Source organism: Streptomyces sp. NPDC006733 (genome assembly GCF_040636125.1).
Taxonomy (GTDB): domain Bacteria; phylum Actinomycetota; class Actinomycetes; order Streptomycetales; family Streptomycetaceae; genus Actinacidiphila.
Genome location: NZ_JBEYJD010000035.1, coordinates 61347 through 78215, shown reverse-complemented (window position 1 = coordinate 78215; position 16869 = coordinate 61347). Strand labels below are relative to the sequence as shown.

The following is a 16869-nucleotide window of genomic DNA, read 5'->3' as shown; positions in this document are numbered from 1 at the left end:
GAACCCGGCGATGGCCAAGAAGACCGTGCCAGCAAGGAGCGCGACTGTAAAGAGGCCCCCCGCACGGTCTTTCCGGCCGGCGTCCGGCCGAGGGCCGCCCCGGGGGCTACTGCGGCGCGGTGCTCGCCACGTAGACCGTGTTGGTCGCCGTTGCCTCCTGCAGCGGATTGTCGAAGTCGACGACGTGGGACCGCGTCCGGTCGAAGACCTGGGCGAGGACGGAGCCGAACTCCTCGTCCGGCGGGTCGTTCGACCACAGCGCGAAGACGCCGCCGGGGTGCAGGCGTTCGGCCAGGGCGCGCAGTCCCGCGGGCTGGTAGAGCGCCGCGTGGCGCGGGTGCAGCACATGGCGCGGCGAGTGGTCGACGTCCAGCAGGATGGCGTGGAACCGGCGGCCGGGGGTCTGCGGATCGAACCCGGTGGCGTCGCCTGCCATGGCGAAGAAGTCGCCCTGGACGAGGCGGCAGCGGGGATCGGCGGACAGGCCGGCGCCCAGGGGGACCAGGCCGCGCCGGTGCCAGTCGATCACCTCGCCCAGGGTGTCGACCACGACGAGGGAGCACACCCGCGGGTCGTCGAGCGCCGCCTGCGCGGTGTAGCCGAGGCCGAGTCCGCCGACGACGACGTCGACGTCCGCTTCGGTGTCCGGCAGTTGCGCGAGTCCGAGCCGGGTGAGCGCGATCTCGCCCGCGGTGAAGAGGCTGGACATCAGGAACTCGTCGCCGAGCTTCACCTCGTACACCTCGTCGCCGGACACGGGATCGCGCCGCCGCCGCAGACTGATGTCGCCCATCGGCGTCGGCCGCCAGTCGAGCTCCTCGAAACGCGCGCTCATCGGTCCACCCTTCTCGTCCCACCGGACCCGCCCCGACACGGAGGCGTCCCGGCGGGTCCGAAACGCCCACTATTTCACGGAGTGCGCCCGCCCTGTGCCGCCTGTCGCGCCCGCTCCACCCCGCTGTCCGGCGCTCAGTGCGGGCGGTCGGCGGTGACCAGCCAGCCGGTGCCGCGCAACCGGACCGCGCCGTTCTCCTCGTGGGCGCGCAGGGTGTCGGTGAGGGCGCGGCGGGCGGCGGCGCGCTGTTCGGCGGAGACCTGCTCCGTCAGGTGCCGTCCGGGACCGGAGCCCAGCAGGAAGTCGGCCGCCTCGTCCGCGTCCGTGCCCCAGCTCCCGTACGCCGCCACGCGCGTCAAGGTGATGTGCTCGAATCCGGCGGCCGACAGCAGGGCGCGGGTGGTGTCCGGGTCCGCCAGCGAGAACATGCCCGGCCCTGCCGGTGCCCCCGATCCCTCCGGCGCACCGAACGTTCCGAGGGGCAGGAACGCGCGCAACTGCGTGATCGCCCGCAGCCACTCGTTGCCCTCGGCGTCCGCACCGCAGACGAACGCCAGGCGGCCGCCCGGCCGCAGCGCGTGCGCGAGGTTGGCGAAGGCGGCGCGGGGGTCGGCGAAGAACATCACTCCGAAGCGGCTGATCACCGCGTCGAACGTGGCGGGCTCGAAGGCGTGCACCTGCGCGTCGCCCTGCTCGAAGACGGCGTTGACCAGGCCCTCGCGCCGCGCCGACTCCCGGGCCCGGTCCAGCATCGGCGCCGACAGGTCCAGGCCCACAGCCCGGCCGCCCGGCGCCCGGCGTGCCGCCTGCCGGGTCGTGCTGCCGGCTCCGCAGCCGACGTCCAGCACCCGGTGGCGCGCGCCGATAGCGGCCGCGGAGAGCAGCGGTGCGTCGAAGCCGGCGTTCACGGCGTCCCAGCGCTCCTGGTTGCGGGCCCAGTGCGTGCCCTCGTACCCGTTCCATGCCTCGGCCTGTTCGGTGTTGACGATGTGCTGCACTGCGGACCTCCGGCGGGTCGCGGGGGCTTGCCACGGCTAGTATGGGCAAGTGCCCAAACAGTATGGGCGCGTGCCCATACTGGCAACCCCCGCCGGACCCGGGGGAGTTGCGACGTTCGGAGGAGAAGCCTGATGTCACCGCGTGGAGTGGCCATCCCGGACATCCGCCAACGGCTGTTCACCGCCGCGGAGCAGGTCCTGGCGCGGGAGGGGCCGGCCGCCCTGACCAGCCGGGCGATCACCGGCGAGGCGGGCTGCGCCAAGGGGATGCTGCACGCCCACTTCGCGGGCCTGGACGAGTTCGTCGCCGAGCTCGTCCTCGACCGGTTCGCGCGCACCGCGCGGCAGGCCGGAGAACTGCCCGCGGTGGTCGGCCGGCGGACGGTGGCGGAGAACCTGGTCGCCGTCGCCCTGGCGCTGCTGACCTCCGCGGGGCCCACGGTCGCCGGCCTCGCCGTCACCCGCCCCGCCGCGTCCCTGCTGATCCGCCGGGCGCTGGAGGCCGGTGCGCCGGGGTTCGCCACGATCCAGGGCTCGATCGCCGACTACCTGGAAGCCGAGGAGCGCCTGGGCCGGCTCGCGGCCGGCACCGACGCGCCCGCGGTCGCGCTCGCCCTGGTCGGCACCGTCCACCACCTCCTGATGACCGCCCCCGCCGACGCTCCGGACGCGCGGGAGCAGGCGGAGCGCCTGGTCGCGGTGCTCCTCGGCGGGCCGTCGCCCCACGCCTGACGGCACCACGCCCGGGCCCTGCCGGGTGCCCGGGCCGCCGCCGTCCCGTGCGTGGCAGGATGACCGGCAACGGGCGCGGGACGGCGCCGGCCGGATGCGCGGGGATCCGGCGGATGGCCCCGGAGTTCCCCGAGGCCCTGTGCCGGACGCTTCCCGCGTTGAGGCGCTGAGGCGTTGAAGCGCCGGCCTCGCGCCGGAGCGACGGGCTAGGCGGCCGGGCCGGCGGGCGGGGCGTCGGTGGCGGCGGCGCGGTACAGGCTCTGCACGGCGGCGCCGAAGGGGGCGCTGTAGGAGACCTTGGGGGTGTTGCCGCCGGTGTGGTAGCCGCCGATGACCCCGACCACCGCCCAGCCGCCCGGCCACGGGACGAGCATCGGCCCGCCGCTGGTCCCGCCCACGAACGCGTCGCACGCGATGCGCGAGAACGTGCCCGGGTCGGCCGGATCGTCGCCGTCCCACCGGGTGGTCCTGCTGGTGCACTCCAGCGGCTTCGCCGCCCCCGCCGGATACCCGATCATCCGCACCGGGTCGTGGTCGTACCCGGACCCGGTGAGCAGCCGCACGCCCCCGACGGCGTCCTGCAGCCGGATCCCGTCCTGGTTGGGGTCGGTGACGGCGAAGGCGACGTCGTACGCGGCTCCCGCGTGCTCGCCCAGGTCGTAGTACCGCTGGGGGACGTAGACGCCGTTGCCCCTGACGGGGAAGACACCGAAGGGCTTGAGCCCGTCGTGGTACTGCGGCACGAAGGCCAGGTTCCGCCGGGGGGCGGTGCCGGAGTAGCCCTTCAGGCAGTGCCCGGCGCTGAGCGCCAGGTCCCGGCCGGGAGCGAGCACCACGGATCCGCTGCAGGTGCGCCCGGAGCCGGTCGCGTCGGTCCAGAAGAAGGTGCCGGCCTGGGGGATGCCGTCGAAGCTGTGGCTGGGCGGGATCGTCTCGCCCGGCCGGGGCCCGTCCTCGGCGGGGGCCAGGACCCGGGGCGCGGCGTCGGCCGCCGGGCCGCTGCCCGGCCCGCCGGGCAGGGCCTGCGCCATCCGGGCCGCACTCCAGAACGCGTCGAGCCGGACGGCGGAGGGGTTCGACCGTGCCAGGGCCGACCGTGTCGGCTCCGACTGTGCCCGCTCCGACCGTGCCCGCTCCGATCGCGTCGGGGTGTCCGTGGCGGAGGCCGACGGGGCGGGCCCGGCGGCGAGCAGCAGCGCCGCCGCGGACGCGGCGGCACATCCGGCGATCCTGGTCCTGCGCACCATCAGTCGCTCTCCGATCCGAGGCATCCGACGCAGCTGACTCAGCTGACGACTCACCATAAGCACGGTGCGCGGACTCGCGCGCCGGACGACGTCAGGGCTGGTACACGTACGGCGTCGTGGTGCTCAGGGCGGCGAAGCCCAGGCGGCGCAGGATCGGGCTGCTCTGGTCGGAGGCGTCGACCTGCAGGTAGGGGTAGCCGAGCTCGGCGGCAATGCGGGCCCGGTGGGCGACCAGCGCACGGTAGATGCCCCGGCCCCGCCAGGCGGCCACCGTGCCCCCGCCCCAGAGGCCGGCGAAGTCGGTGCCCGGGTTCAGTTCCATCCGCGCGGCGGACACCGGCACGTCGCCGGCCATCGCCAGGACCATGCTGAAGGTCTCCGGCCGTGCGGTCAGCTGGGAGTGCAGGCGGTGGCGCAGCCGGTCGGCGCTCGTGCCGAACGCCTCCTCGTGGACGTCCGCCGCGAGGTCCACACCGGCCGGGTCGGTGACCGCGCGGACGTGGACGCTCTCCGGCAGCGTGACGTCGGTGGAGAGCTCGTCGACGCGGGCGACCATCAGGGTCTCCGCCGGCTCGGCGGTGAACCCGGCCGCCCGCAGCCGGTCGCCGAGATCGCCGGGCCGGTCGTGGGCGTAGAGCTTCCACTCGAACTCGCGGCCCAGCGAGGTGAAGTACCGGACCTGTTCCGCGATCGCCTCGTCCGCGGTGTCCTCCTGGAGATCGGACCAGATCACTCCGTTCCAGTCGTCGTTCCCGGCGCCGACGTGCCGCACCACGTCGCCGACCCGTTCGATCCGGGCCGAGGGCTCGTCGGGTTGTGCGTCGCGCCGCATCTGCTGGTCGAACTGGGTGAGTACCGCTTCGTGATCCATCGGGCCACTCCATCACCGGAGGGACGAAAGCGGCAACCGAGAATGCCCTGACACGCCCGCCCGGCTCGGTCTAGGGTGCGATCCCAAGATCCTGAATTCATCGCCTGCATCCCGAACCGATCCCGGATCGCTCCGAAGGGGACCACATGACTTCCGTCGACGGATTCAAGCTGCTCGCCGAGGCGCACGACTATCTGCGCGCGGTGGTGCTCGGCGTACCGCAGGACGCCTGGGCGAACCCGACTCCGTGCACGGAGTGGACGGTGCGTCAGGTGCTCAACCACGCACGGCTGGACCAGCAGGCACTCATCCTGCAGATCGTCGACACGAGCCCGTCAGGGGACCCCTTCGAGCCCGCCGACGCACTCGACGCCGACCCGGTCGGGCAGCTCGACGAGGTGCTGGCCGCGGCGACCGCCGCCTGGGCCTCCGCCGGTCCGGACGCCGAGGCCGTGCCGACCCCCTTCGGCCCGATCCCCGCCTGGCAGGGGGCCGGGGCGGCGGCGCTGGACGCCGCGGTCCACGCCTGGGACATCGCACGGGCCACCGGCCAGGAGCTGCCGCTGTCGAACGACCTCGCCGAGGGGCTGCAGGTGATCGCCGACCTGTTCGTGGACTTCATCCGCGACAACTTCCACAAGTTCGAGCCCGCTCTGCCGGCTCCCGAGGGGGCCGGCGCCGCACAGAAGCTGCTCGCGTTCACCGGCCGCGACCCCGGATGGACGCCGGCGGGCTGACCTCGGTGGGGGTTCGCCGGTGCCGCGCCCCCCGGAGTGGGGCGCGGGCGCCGCGGTGTCGTCGTCAGCACGCGAGCAGGGGGACCGCATGACGTTCATGTTGCTGCGCTTGGCCGAACCGAAGTTGGCACGGCTGAGCGGGTCCGAGGTGCAGGCACTGCGCTCGCTGCACCACGCCACGGCCGAACTGGACGAGGCGCGGAGTCTGGTGCTGTCCCAGGCGCTGCACCTGTCGGACTCGGCCGAGGCGATCGAGGAGTACGTCGGTGCGACGGGCTTCCCGCACCACCCGAACGCACTGAGCGAACTCGGCGAAGCCGCCCTGGAGCACGAGCGCAAGGTGGAGGCGCTCGTCTGGCGCTACGCGAGTGCGTACGCGGTCCTGGGCATCACGGTGCTGGAACGGCTGGTCCGCCGGGAGCCGCCACTGGACGCGGACGCGGTGCACCTGCTCTGCCAGGAGCCCACGCTCGGCCACCTGCGCGCCTGCCTGTCGATCCCGTCGAGCCGGCTGCTCCCGCCGTCGGACGGCGAGGTGGAGGACGACCTGCCGATCGGCAGCTACGCGCTGCGAGCGCTGGAGGAGCTCCGCGCCGAGACCCTGGGCAGCCGCGACCACCCGATGGACCAGGCCACGTTCGACGCCGGCCGGCTGGGCGCCGTCCATGCCCTCGGCGTCGAACCGCTGCAGTCCCTGTCGTTCATCACCACCGTGGCCACCTCGACGTCGTGGCAGATCTACGAGTTTCTGGACCGGGCCTAGGAATTTCCGGCCCCGGAACGGCCGGATTCCGCTCCCCTGTTCAAGGTCTGAACCATTGACCGCGTTCCGTGCAGCCGCGATTCTGTTGCGGGCGGCCGGCCCACGATCCGCCAGGTGCACGTCGTCACTGGAGGAGATCCGAATTGACGTACGCAATGGGCGGGTTACGCAGGTCCGGGACGTCGGCGCGGCTGCGTCGCCGGCTTCCGGTCGCGGTCGTGTTCGCACTGGCGGCCACCATCCTCGCCGTTCCGCAGCGGGCCTCGGCGCACGATCCCTATCCGGACCCCTCGCTGCCCGTCGCGACGCGCGTCAGCCAGGTGCTGGCGAAAATGACGCTGGACGAGAAGATCGGCCAGATGACGCAGGCCGAGCGGGCGAGCGTCAGCAACGCCGACATCACCGACTACGCACTGGGCTCGCTGCTGTCCGGCGGCGGTTCGGCCCCGTCGCCGAACAACGCCACCAGCTGGGCGAACATGTACGACGGCTTCCAGAACGCGTCGGTGGCCAGCCGCCTGGGCATCCCGCTGATCTACGGGGTGGACGCGGTGCACGGCCACAACAACGTGGTCGGCGCCACGGTCTTCCCGCACAACATCGGCCTCGGGGCGACCCGTGACCCCGCGCTGGTGCAGCAGATCGGCCGGGCGACGGCCGAGGAGGTCGCGGGCACTGGGATCGACTGGGACTTCTCGCCCTGCCTGTGCGTGGCGCGCAACGACCGGTGGGGCCGCACCTACGAGTCGTTCGGCGAGAAGCCGGAACTGGCCACGTCCATGAGCACCTACGTCACCGGACTGCAGGGCGGCACGCTCGGCGGCGCGGCCTCCGTGCTCGCGACGGCGAAGCACTTCATCGGTGACGGCGGCACGAGCAACGGAACGGACCAGGGCAACACCCAGATCTCCGAGGCCGAGCTGCGGGCGATCCATCTGCCGCCGTTCCAGGCCGCGGTGCAGAAGGGCGTCGGCTCGGTCATGATCTCGTACAGCAGCTGGAACGGGGTCAAGGACCACGGCAATCAGTACCTGATCACGACCCTGCTCAAGGGCGAACTCGGCTTCTCCGGGTTCGTCGTGTCGGACTGGAACGGCATCGACCAGATCGACGGCCAGGCCGGCTTCACCGCGGCGGAGGTCGCCCAGGCGGTCAACGCCGGGATCGACATGGTCATGGTGCCCACCGCCTGGAAGTCCTTCATCAGCCTGCTGCGCGGCGAGGTGCAGGCCGGCCGCGTGCCCATGTCGCGCATCGACGACGCGAACCGCCGGATCCTGACCAAGAAGTTCGAACTGGGCCTGTTCGAGCACCCGCTGACCGATCGCACGTACACCTCGACCGTCGGGAACGCGGCGCACCGGGCCGTCGCCCGGCAGGCCGTCCGCGAGTCGCAGGTGCTGCTGAAGAACGCCGGCAACGTGCTGCCGCTGGCGAAGACGAACAACAAGATCTTCGTGGCGGGCTCGAACGCCGACAACATCGGCAACCAGAGCGGCGGCTGGACGATCTCCTGGCAGGGCGGGAGCGGTGCCACGACGCCGGGCACGACGATCCTGCAGGGCATCCGCGCCCAGGCGGGCGCCGGCAGCACCGTCACCTACAACGCCGCGGGCACCGGGATCGACAGCTCGTACAAGGTCGCCGTCGCCGTCGTCGGCGAGACGCCCTACGCCGAGGGGGCCGGTGACCGCCCGGGCGCCATGGGCCTGAGCACCGCCGACCTGAACGCGATCGGCAAGCTGCGGGCGGCGGGGGTGCCGGTGGTGGTGGTCGTCGTCTCGGGCCGGCCGCTGGACATCGCCGCCCAGGTGCCCGACTGGAACGCGCTGGTCGAGGCGTGGCTGCCGGGGACCGAGGGCAACGGCGTCTCGGACGTGCTCTTCGGCGACTACGCGCCCACCGGCAAGCTGCCCGACACGTGGATGCAGTCCGCGAGCCAGCAGCCGATCAACGACGGTGACGGGAAGCCCGCGCTGTACCCGTACGGCTTCGGTCTCACCTACGGTCCGGCGACCGTGCCGAGCGCCTACCGGCAGACGCAGGCCGAGGCGTTCGTCTCCCAGTCGGGCACGCAGACCGAGGCGTGCACCGATACCGGCGGCGGCTCCGACGTCGGGTACATCGCGGCCGGCGACTGGCTGAACTACGGCAGTCTCGACTTCGGTACGGCCGGCGCGGCCTCGGTCACCACCCGGCTCGCCTCGGGCGCGGGCATCACCGGCACGGTGCAGTACCGCCTGGACAGCCCGACGGGCCCGGTGGTCGCGAGCGTGCCGGTGAGCAGCACGGGCGGGTGGCAGAACTGGACCAGCAGGACGACCGCGCTGAGCGGCGCGGCGACGGGGGTGCACGCCGTTTATGTCACCTTCACCACCAGCGGCTCCGGTGACGTGGTCAATCTGAACTGGTTCCAGTTCGCGTCCTGACGGCACTTCCTCTCCTCACCGGGCGGTGTTCGGCGCCGCCCGGGTGTGGTGGTCGAGCAGCCGGATCAGCAGGCCGGTCAGCTGACCGCGTTCGGCCTCGTCCAGCGGGGCGAGCAGCTCGTCCTGGGCCGCGTCGATGATCTCGTCGAGGCGGCGCAGGTGCGCGCGGCCCCGCGGGGTGGCGGTGATGACGTTGCGGCGCCGGTCGTCGGGGTCGGGCGCGCGCTCCACCAGGCCCCGGTCGGCGAGGTCGTTGATCACCGCGACCATGTCGCTGCGGAAGATCCCGGTGCGGGTGCTGAGCGTCGACTGGCTGGCCGGGCCGCCCTCGGTGAGGGCGACCAGCACCACGAAGTGCCACTTGCGGGCGCTCTCGGTCGCCAGCGCCTCGCTGACCAGGCGGTCGCCGTGGGTCGCGGTCATGGCCAGGAGCCGGCTCGGCAGCCTGCGCACCCGGTCCGGGGTCGCCCGGTCGTCCATGTCCTCGCCGGTGGATTCCCCGCGCGCTGCCGTGCCGGCCCTGGCGTCCTGTCTCGTCATGGCACGGATCCTACCCGTTGCGTTAGTCGCACTAACGGTATAGCGTCGCCGTCATCAATCCGTTAGTGCGGCGAACGTTCGTGGAGTGAACGTTCGCCGGGCGGGCGGAACAAGGACGACAGAAGAGGATCCGGCGACCATGGCCACCGTCGACGTCATCGACTCCCACATCGCCTACGCCGAGGCCGGCGCGGGCCCCCTGCCCGTGGTGTTCCTGCACGGCAACCCGACCTCCTCGCACCTGTGGCGCAACGTCACCCCGCACGTCTCCGGCCGGACCCGCACCCTGGCGCCCGACCTGATCGGGATGGGCGCCTCCGGCAAGCCCGACATCGACTACGCCTTCGCCGACCAGGTCCGCTACCTCGACGCCTGGTTCGACGCCATGGGGCTGGACGAGGTCGTGCTGGTCGGGCACGACTGGGGCGGCGTCCTGGCGCTGGACCGGGCCGCCCGCCACCCGGCGCGGGTGCGCGGGGTCGTCCTGCTGGAGACGATGCTCAAACCCCTGGCCTCCGCGGAGCTGCCCGACCGAGCACGCTCCCGGTTCGAGGCGTTCCGCACCCCCGGGGTCGGCGAGCGACTGGTGCTGGAGGAGAACATCTTCATCGAGACCGCCTTCACCGGCGCCGTCCTGAACCCGCTCGGCGCGGCCGACGTCCAGCCCTACCGCGACCCCTACCCGACCCCGCGCAGCCGCCGCCCGCTGCTGGCCTGGCCGCGCATGATGCCGATCGACGGCGCACCGGCCGACGTCGTCGCCCGCGTCACCGCCTACGACGCCTGGCTGGCCGCGAGCGCCGAGGTCCCCAAGCTGCTGCTGACGTTCGACTCCTCGCCCACCCTGCTGATCGGCGAGGAGCTGATCGCCTGGAGCCGGGAGCACATCGCCGCCCTGGAGATCGAGCACTGCGGCCCGGCCGGGCACCACGCCCCCGAGGACCAGCCGGACGCGATCGGCGCGGCGATCGCGCGCTGGCTGGACGCCCAGGGGCTCACCGCGCACTGACCTCGGGCGGGGCGGGGGCCTACGGCCTCACCGGGCGGCGCGGGCGAGCCAGTCGGCGTAGCGGGTGGGGGCGAGGTGCGCGCCCGGGTCGGTGAGGACGTCGCCCTTGACGGCGGCGAACATGCCGGCCGTGGGGTCGGTGACGACGGTGCGGCCGTCGGACGTGCGGGACAGCGTGATGCGGCCCAGCTCGTCGAGGGGGAAGACCTCGGGCCCGGCGATGTTGCGGATGCCCCCCAGCGGGGCGCCCGCGGCGACCTCCGCCACGGCGGCGGCCACGTCCGCGGCGGCGATCGGCTGGATCGGCGTGGCGAGCAGCCGGACGGTGCCGCCCTCGGTGGTCCAGGAGAGCACCGCGTCGACGAACTCCATGAACTGCGTGGCGCGGACGATCGAGTAGGGGATCGGTCCGGCCGCGAGGATCTTCTCCTGGAGCGCCTTGGCGCGGTAGTAGTCCAGCTCCGGCACCTGGTCGACGCCGACGATCGAGAGGATGACGAAGTGCCCGACGCCGGCCCGTTCGCCCGCGGCCAGCAGGTTCTCCATCGAGGTTCGGAAGAAGGCGGGGGAGGCCTCGTCGAAGGTCGGTGAGTTGGTCAGGTTGACGATGACGTCGGCCCCCGCCACCGCCTTGTCCACGCCCTCACCGGTGATGACGTCGGTGCCGGAGGACTGCGAGTGGGGTACCGCCTCGTGTCCGGCGGCGTTCAGGGCGGTGACGACCTGCGACCCGATCAGCCCGGTTCCGCCGATGACCGCGAACTTCATGAGATGCCTTCCGTCGGGGGTGGGTGTCCGCGAGGCGGCGCCGCGGGGACACCGCGCACCTCAAACTCGGACATGTTCTATCCGGGACTATACTCGGATGCATATTGTCCGAGTCAAGCACCTCGTTAGAGTGGCCGAATGAAGATGTCCGGCGGAGTCGAGTGGGCCCTGCACTGCTGCGTCGTGCTCACCTCCGCCCGGGAACCGGTCCCCGCGACCCGGCTGGCCGAGCTGCACGACGTCTCGGCGAGCTACCTGGCCAAGCAGCTGCAGGCGCTGTCCCGCGCCGGACTCGTGCGGTCGGTGCAGGGCAAGGCGGGCGGCTACGTCCTCACCCGGGAGCCCGCCTCGATCACCGTGCTCGACGTGGTCGAGGCCGTCGACGGTGCGGAACCGGCCTTCGCCTGCACCGAGATCCGCCAGCGCGGTCCACTGGCCACCCCGGCCGAGTCCTGCACCGCCCCCTGCGCGATCGCCCGCGCGATGGCGGCGGCGGACACGGCGTGGCGGGCGGCGCTGCGGGCCGTCTCGATCGCCGACCTGGTCCAGGAGGTCGGCTCGGACTACGGCCCCGGCGCGATGGCCGGCATCGGCGCCTGGCTGAGCACGCCGGTCGCCTGAGCCGGGCCAGGGCTACGACGCGGCCGTCAGCAGGGCCTCGGCCGCCGAGGTCCGGGCGTAGAGCACCTGACGGCGGACGAACGGGCCGCCCTGGACGCCTTCCACGCCCGGGAAGGCGGGGAGCGACCTCAGGAGCGCGCCAGCCGGCGCGCCAGATAGGGCGCCGTGGCGCTGCGCTTCGACGCGGCCACCTTCGCCGGCGTGCCCGTGGCGACCACTCGGCCGCCGGCGTCCCCGCCGCCCGGGCCGAGGTCGATGACCCAGTCGGCGGTGGCGATCGTGTCCAGGTCGTGCTCGACCAGGACGACGGTGTTGCCGGCGTCGACGAGCCGGTGCAGCTGCCGCAGCAGCAGCGCGATGTCCGCGGGGTGCAGTCCCGCGGTTGGCTCGTCGAGCAGGTACAGGGCGTGGCCCCGGCGCGCCCGCTGCAGCTCGGTGGCGAGCTTGATGCGCTGGGCCTCGCCCCCGCTGAGCTCGGTCGCCGGCTGGCCCAGCCGCAGGTACCCCAGGCCCACCTCCCGCAGGGTCTCCAGGCTGCGGGCGGCGGCCGGGACGTCGGCGAGGAACGGGGCCGCCTCGTCGACGGTCATCGCCAGCACGTCCGCGATGTTCCGGTCCCGGTAGGTCACTTCGAGCGTCTCGGCGTTGTACCGCGCGCCGTGGCAGGTCGGGCACGGCGCGTACGTCCCGGGCAGGAAGAGCAGTTCGACCGCGACGAACCCCTCTCCCTGGCAGGACTCGCAGCGGCCCTCGGGGACGTTGAAGGAGAAGCGGCCGGGGGCGTACCCGCGCGCCCGCGCCTCCTCCGTCGCCGCGTACAGCTTGCGGACCGCGTCGAACATCCCCGTGTACGTCGCCAGGTTGGAGCGGGGCGTGCGGCCGATGGGCCGCTGGTCGACGCGGACCAGCCGGTCGAACGACTCGAGGCCCGACGCGTCGCGCACGTCGATCTCGAGCCCCGCCGCCTCGTCGTCCTCGTCGGCCGCCACCCCGAGATGGCCGCGCACGACCTCGGCGAGCACCTGCGTGACCAGCGTCGACTTGCCGGAGCCGGACACCCCCGTCACCGCCGTCAGGACGCACAGCGGGATCTCGACGGACACGTCGCGCAGGTTGTGCCGGGAGACGCCGTGCAGGCGCAGCCACCCCTGCGGCGCGCGCAGCCGGTGCTCCGGCGGCGCCGCGCGGCCGAACAGGTACTGGCTGGTGGCCGACTCCTCGACGTGTTCCAGGCCGGCCACCGGTCCGGAGTACTGGACCCGCCCGCCGCCCTCGCCCGCGCCGGGGCCGATGTCGACCACCCAGTCCGCGCGCCGTACGACGTCCATGTCGTGCTCCACGACGAACAGGGAGTTGCCCGACGCCTTCAGCCGGTCCAGCACGTCCAGCAGCGGCTCCGCGTCCGCCGGGTGCAGGCCCGCGGACGGCTCGTCGAGCACGTAGACCACGCCGAACAGCCCGGAACGCAGCTGGGTGGCGATCCGCAGCCGCTGCGCCTCGCCCGGCGACAGGGTCGTCGAGCTGCGCCCCAGGCTGAGGTAGCCCAGCCCCAGGTCGAGCAGGACCTCCACCCGCGCGACGACGTCGGCGCTGATCCGGACCGCGACCTCGGTCCGCTCCCCGGACACGGCGGTCGAGGTGGTCGCCCCGGCGTCGGTCAGCGCGGCGATGGGCCGCAGCACGGCGACGACCCCGGTGAGCGGCAGGGCGTTGACCTCGGCGATGGAGTGCCCGGCGACGGTCACCGCGAGCGCCTCCGGCCGCAGCCCGCTGCCGCCGCACACCGGGCAGGGCACGCTGCGGACGAACCGCAGCGCCCGCTCGCGCATCCGCTCGCTCTTGGAGTCGGCGAGGACGTGCATGACGTGCTCGCGCGCGCTCCAGAACTTGCCGAAGTAGCCGTAGTCGATCCGATCGGGCTCGGGCTCGATGTACACCGAGGGCTGTTCGTCGGTGTAGAGCAGCCAGTTGCGGGTCTTCTTCGGCAGCTTGCGCCAGGGCTTGTCGATGTCGATGCCCAGGCCGCTGACGATGCTGCGCAGGTTGGCGCCCTGCCAGGCGCCGGGCCAGGCCGCTATCGCGCCGTCGCGGATGCTCAGGGACGGGTCGGGGACGAGCAGCTCCTCGGCGACGTCGTGCACCTCGCCCAGGCCGTGGCACCGCGGGCAGGCACCGGCCGCGGTGTTGGGCGAGAACGACTCGGCGTCCAGCCGGGACGCGCCCTCGGGGTAGGTGCCGGCCCGCGAGTAGAGCATCCGCAGCAGGTTGGAGAGCGTGGTGAGGGTGCCGACCGTCGACCGCGAGCTGGGCGCCCCCCGGCGCTGCTGCAGGGCCACCGCCGGGGGCAGCCCGGTGATCTCCTGCACCTGCGGTGCGCCGACCTGCTGCAGCAGCCGGCGGGCGTACGGCGCGACGGACTCGAAGTACCGGCGCTGGGCCTCGGCGTAGAGCGTCCCGAAGGCCAGTGAGGACTTGCCGGAGCCGGAGACCCCGGTGAAGGCGACCATCGCGTCCCGGGGGATGTCGACGTCGATGTTCTTGAGGTTGTGCTCGGCTGCGCCCCGGACGTGGACGAAGTGGTCGCTCGCGTCGCTGTCCACGTCCCCTCCTCGCCCCGGGAGCAGCCTGCCGCCGATCGGCCCGACCTCCCTCCAGCCTGACCTGCCCGGCCCGTATCGGCATCCGGGCGGGGCCGGGGGCGGCTGCGGCCCGTGCTACGCCTGGGTCCGGGGCGGATCGGCCGGGTGCGCGGCGCGGGCGGAGCGCCACTCGGGGGCGAGCACCGACCAGACCTCGGTGTCCTGCCGGACCCCCCGGTACAGGAAGCTCTCGCGCAGCACCCCGTCGCGGCTCATGCCGAGCCGCTTGGCCACGTTGATGCTCGGGGTGTTCTTCGACGACACCAGCCACTCCACGCGGTGCATGCCGCGCTCCTCGACCGCCCAGTCGATGATCACGCGCGCCGCGCGGGTGACCAGGCCGCGGCCGGAGGCCGCCGGCTCCAGCCAGCAGCCGGCCTCGCACGTCCCGGTCTGCGTGTCGAAGAGCCGGAACAGGACGCCGCCGACGAGGAGCCCGTCGAGCCAGATGCCGTAGAGCCGCCCCGTGTCGGTGGCCGTCTTGTCGGCGTACGACTGGAGCCAGGCGCGCGTCGAGTCGAGGTCGGGCGTGGCGTCGGGCAGCCCGACGTGCTGTCCGACGTACTCGCGGCCGCGGTCCATGTGGGCGAGGAACTCCTCGGCCTGCCAGGGTTCCAGCGGCCGCAGTTCGGCTCCGTCACCCAGCGATTTCGCGAACAATGTCGTCCTCCTCGGCGGTCGTGCGCGGTGCAGGGATCCTCGCACGGCCGCGCGTTCCGTTCTGCGGTGCTCGGTGGGCGGCGCGACCTGGTGCGGGCGCGTCAGATCCGCTCGGCCGCGAACGGGCGGTCGGGGCCGAAGGCCGCGGCGGCGAAGTGCTCGCCGATGCGGCGGTGGGCGGCCGCGTCCGGGTGCAGCTGGTCGGGCAGCGGCAGCTCGGCGAAGTCCGCGTCGCCGTAGAGGTCGCGGCCGTCGAGGTAGTGCAGGTTCGGGTCGTCGCCCGCCCGCTGCTTCACGATGCGGGCCAGCTCGTCCCGGATGGCGTTGAGCGTCAGCTTGCCCGCGGACCGCTCCGCCGGGTCGCCCGTGGCCACGAACCGGACCGTGCCCTCCGCGAGCCGACTGAGGTCCGGTGCGGTGGGGCCGGGGGTGTCCTCGTGCACGGGGCACAGGATGGGGGAGACGACCAGCAGCGGAACGGTGGGATGGCCCTCGCGCAGGGTGTCGAGGAACCCGTGCACCGCCGGGGTGAAGGCGCGCAGCCGCATCACGTCGCCGTTGACCAGGTTGATGCCGATCTTGACGCTGATCAGGTCCGCGGCGGTGTCCCGCATGGCGCGGGCGGTGGAGGCGTCGAGCATCGCGCTGCCGCCCAGGCCGAGGTTGACCAGCTGCACGCCGCCCCGGGAGGCGGCCACCGCCGGCCAGGTGCCGGTGGGACTCGTGGCGTCGGAGCCGTGGCTGATCGAACTGCCGTGGTGCAGCCACACGCGGCGGACGTCGTCCGGCACGGCCTCCACGGGGGCGTCGGTGCGCAGTTCCACCAGGCGGGTCTGCTCGTTGTGCGGCAGCCAGATCTCCACGGTCTTCATCCGGTCGGGCAGATCGCGGAAGCGCACGGTGCCGGCCGGCCCGGTCCGCTCCTCCCGCGATCCGGTGACCATGTCCACGAACAGCACGTCGCCACCGGTGACGCTCGCCTGCGCGGTGAGGCGGCCGTCGACGAGCAGGTCGTACACCCCGTCCGGGCGCGGCGGGGCGCCCCCGTAGGCCATCTTGGTCCGCAGGGTGTCCAGTTCGACGGCGGTGGCCCGGGTCCGCAGGACCAGCCGTACACCGGACGGCTGGGCCTCCACCGTGGCCAGGTGGTCGTCGGCGCACTGGGCACGCGCCCGCGCGGGCAGCCGGTGCGGCAGCAGCCCCCGATCGGTCTGCTCCAGGTCGAGTGCGCCGCGGAGCAGGTCGCCCGTGAGAGGCGTGACGATCCACTGCCCGCCCTGGGGCGGAGCGGCGGATCCGGGGCCGGGGTCGTGCGGAGACGTCATGATCCCACCTTGTCAACGAACACGTGGCCCGCACAGGGTTTTCCGGCGGCGGCGTACGCGGTAATCGGGTGGAGGTGCGCGGCGGCGCCCGTCATGATGGGCGCCATGATCGATAGCGTGCCGCCCGTGGAGTGCCTGATCGTCGTGGACGTCCAGTCGGCCTTCGTCACCGGCGCGGGGGCGGTGCCGGCCGCGGAGCGGCTCGTGGAGCGGACGGCGGAGCTGCTCGCGCGGGCCCGGCGGAGCGGTGCGCTCGTCGTGCACCTGCAGAACGACGGACCGGCCGGGGCGGAGGACGAGCCGCACACGCCGGGCTGGGAACTGCACCACCCCGTCGAGGCCGGGCCGGCGGAGGTGGTGATCCGCAAGCCCCGGGACGACGGCTTCGACAGCACGTCGCTGGGCACCGTGCTGGCCGACGCGGGGGTGCGCGCGCTCGCCGTGTGCGGGGTGATGTCCGAGATGTGTGTCCAGGCGACGGCCCGCACCGCCCTGGCGCGGGGGTTCCGGGTGGTGCTGCCGCACGACGCGCACGCGACGCAGGACGTTCCGGCGGCGCCCGGGATCAGCGAGGGGATCGCGGCCGCGACGGTCTCCCGGGTCGCCGAGTGGGCGCTGGGCAGCGACGCCGAGGTCGTCGCCCACGCCGCGGACGTCCCGTTCACCTCGCCCCCCGCGGCCGGCGGGCAGCGGAC

The 16869-nt window shown here is 73.4% G+C and carries 15 protein-coding genes and 1 pseudogene; 7 read left to right on the top strand and 9 right to left on the bottom strand.

Annotation, left to right across the window (positions count from 1 at the left end):
- Nucleotides 1–106: 106 nt before the first annotated feature.
- Both ABZ721_RS28240 and ABZ721_RS28235 read right to left on the bottom strand, forming a co-directional pair.
- Nucleotides 107–835 (bottom strand): spermidine synthase, encoded by a 729-nt coding sequence (locus tag ABZ721_RS28240; RefSeq protein ID WP_358791541.1) that lies wholly within the window; start codon nt 833–835, stop codon nt 107–109.
- 134 nt (nt 836–969) lie between these two features.
- Nucleotides 970–1833 (bottom strand): class I SAM-dependent methyltransferase, encoded by an 864-nt coding sequence (locus tag ABZ721_RS28235; RefSeq protein WP_358791540.1) that lies wholly within the window; start codon nt 1831–1833, stop codon nt 970–972.
- Nucleotides 1834–1965: 132 nt separating this feature from the next.
- Here ABZ721_RS28235 and ABZ721_RS28230 point away from each other — a divergent pair, with 132 nt between their 5' ends.
- Nucleotides 1966–2565, top strand: coding sequence for a TetR/AcrR family transcriptional regulator (locus tag ABZ721_RS28230; protein WP_358791539.1), 600 nt, complete (start codon nt 1966–1968; stop codon nt 2563–2565).
- Nucleotides 2566–2771: 206 nt separating this feature from the next.
- On the opposite strand, the gene ABZ721_RS28225 is transcribed toward ABZ721_RS28230, so the two are convergent.
- The gene (locus tag ABZ721_RS28225; RefSeq protein WP_358791538.1) at nt 2772–3812 is read right to left on the bottom strand and encodes a hypothetical protein; all 1041 of its coding nucleotides are present in this window, start codon (nt 3810–3812) and stop codon (nt 2772–2774) included.
- A 91-nt stretch (nt 3813–3903) separates the two neighbouring features.
- Complete coding sequence (locus ABZ721_RS28220; protein ID WP_358791537.1) at nt 3904–4683, bottom strand: GNAT family N-acetyltransferase; 780 nt, start codon at nt 4681–4683, stop codon at nt 3904–3906.
- Between the two features lie 146 nt (nt 4684–4829).
- Between ABZ721_RS28220 and ABZ721_RS28215 the strand changes: the two genes are divergently transcribed.
- From ABZ721_RS28215 to ABZ721_RS28205, 3 genes are all read left to right on the top strand, one after another.
- A complete protein-coding gene (locus tag ABZ721_RS28215; protein ID WP_358791536.1) occupies nt 4830–5420 on the top strand; it encodes a TIGR03086 family metal-binding protein in 591 nt (196 codons plus the stop codon).
- A gap of 88 nt (nt 5421–5508) precedes the next feature.
- On the top strand, nt 5509–6183 hold the full coding sequence (locus ABZ721_RS28210) for a hypothetical protein (RefSeq protein WP_358791535.1): 675 nt from the start codon (nt 5509–5511) through the stop codon (nt 6181–6183).
- A gap of 218 nt (nt 6184–6401) precedes the next feature.
- Entirely contained in the window at nt 6402–8612 is a 2211-nt protein-coding gene (locus ABZ721_RS28205; protein WP_358791534.1) for a glycoside hydrolase family 3 N-terminal domain-containing protein, read from the top strand.
- 15 nt (nt 8613–8627) lie between these two features.
- Here the strand turns inward: ABZ721_RS28205 and ABZ721_RS28200 are convergent, their stop codons facing one another.
- Complete coding sequence (locus tag ABZ721_RS28200) at nt 8628–9092, bottom strand: MarR family transcriptional regulator (protein WP_358791579.1); 465 nt, start codon at nt 9090–9092, stop codon at nt 8628–8630.
- 145 nt (nt 9093–9237) lie between these two features.
- On the opposite strand from ABZ721_RS28200, the gene ABZ721_RS28195 reads away from it, so the two are divergent.
- Nucleotides 9238–10161, top strand: coding sequence for a haloalkane dehalogenase (locus ABZ721_RS28195; protein WP_358791533.1), 924 nt, complete (start codon nt 9238–9240; stop codon nt 10159–10161).
- Between the two features lie 27 nt (nt 10162–10188).
- On the opposite strand, the gene ABZ721_RS28190 is transcribed toward ABZ721_RS28195, so the two are convergent.
- Nucleotides 10189–10929: an NAD(P)H-binding protein gene (locus ABZ721_RS28190; protein WP_358791532.1), complete on the bottom strand. Its 741-nt coding sequence runs from the start codon at nt 10927–10929 to the stop codon at nt 10189–10191.
- 138 nt (nt 10930–11067) lie between these two features.
- Between ABZ721_RS28190 and ABZ721_RS28185 the strand changes: the two genes are divergently transcribed.
- The gene (locus ABZ721_RS28185; protein WP_358791531.1) at nt 11068–11550 is read left to right on the top strand and encodes an Rrf2 family transcriptional regulator; all 483 of its coding nucleotides are present in this window, start codon (nt 11068–11070) and stop codon (nt 11548–11550) included.
- 128 nt (nt 11551–11678) lie between these two features.
- On the opposite strand, the gene uvrA is transcribed toward ABZ721_RS28185, so the two are convergent.
- The 3 genes from uvrA to ABZ721_RS28170 all read right to left on the bottom strand — a co-directional run bounded on the left by uvrA (nt 11679) and on the right by ABZ721_RS28170 (nt 16174).
- Entirely contained in the window at nt 11679–14150 is a 2472-nt protein-coding gene (gene uvrA, locus ABZ721_RS28180; protein ID WP_358791530.1) for an excinuclease ABC subunit UvrA, read from the bottom strand.
- A 114-nt stretch (nt 14151–14264) separates the two neighbouring features.
- Nucleotides 14265–14849, bottom strand: a complete 585-nt coding sequence (locus ABZ721_RS28175) for a GNAT family protein (RefSeq protein ID WP_358791529.1) — start codon at nt 14847–14849, stop codon at nt 14265–14267.
- Between the two features lie 101 nt (nt 14850–14950).
- Complete coding sequence (locus tag ABZ721_RS28170) at nt 14951–16174, bottom strand: GDSL-type esterase/lipase family protein (RefSeq protein ID WP_358791528.1); 1224 nt, start codon at nt 16172–16174, stop codon at nt 14951–14953.
- Nucleotides 16175–16267: 93 nt separating this feature from the next.
- Here ABZ721_RS28170 and ABZ721_RS28165 point away from each other — a divergent pair.
- Nucleotides 16268–16708: pseudogene (locus ABZ721_RS28165) on the top strand (isochorismatase family protein); the annotation flags it as partial.
- Between the last annotated feature and the right edge of the window lie 161 nt (nt 16709–16869).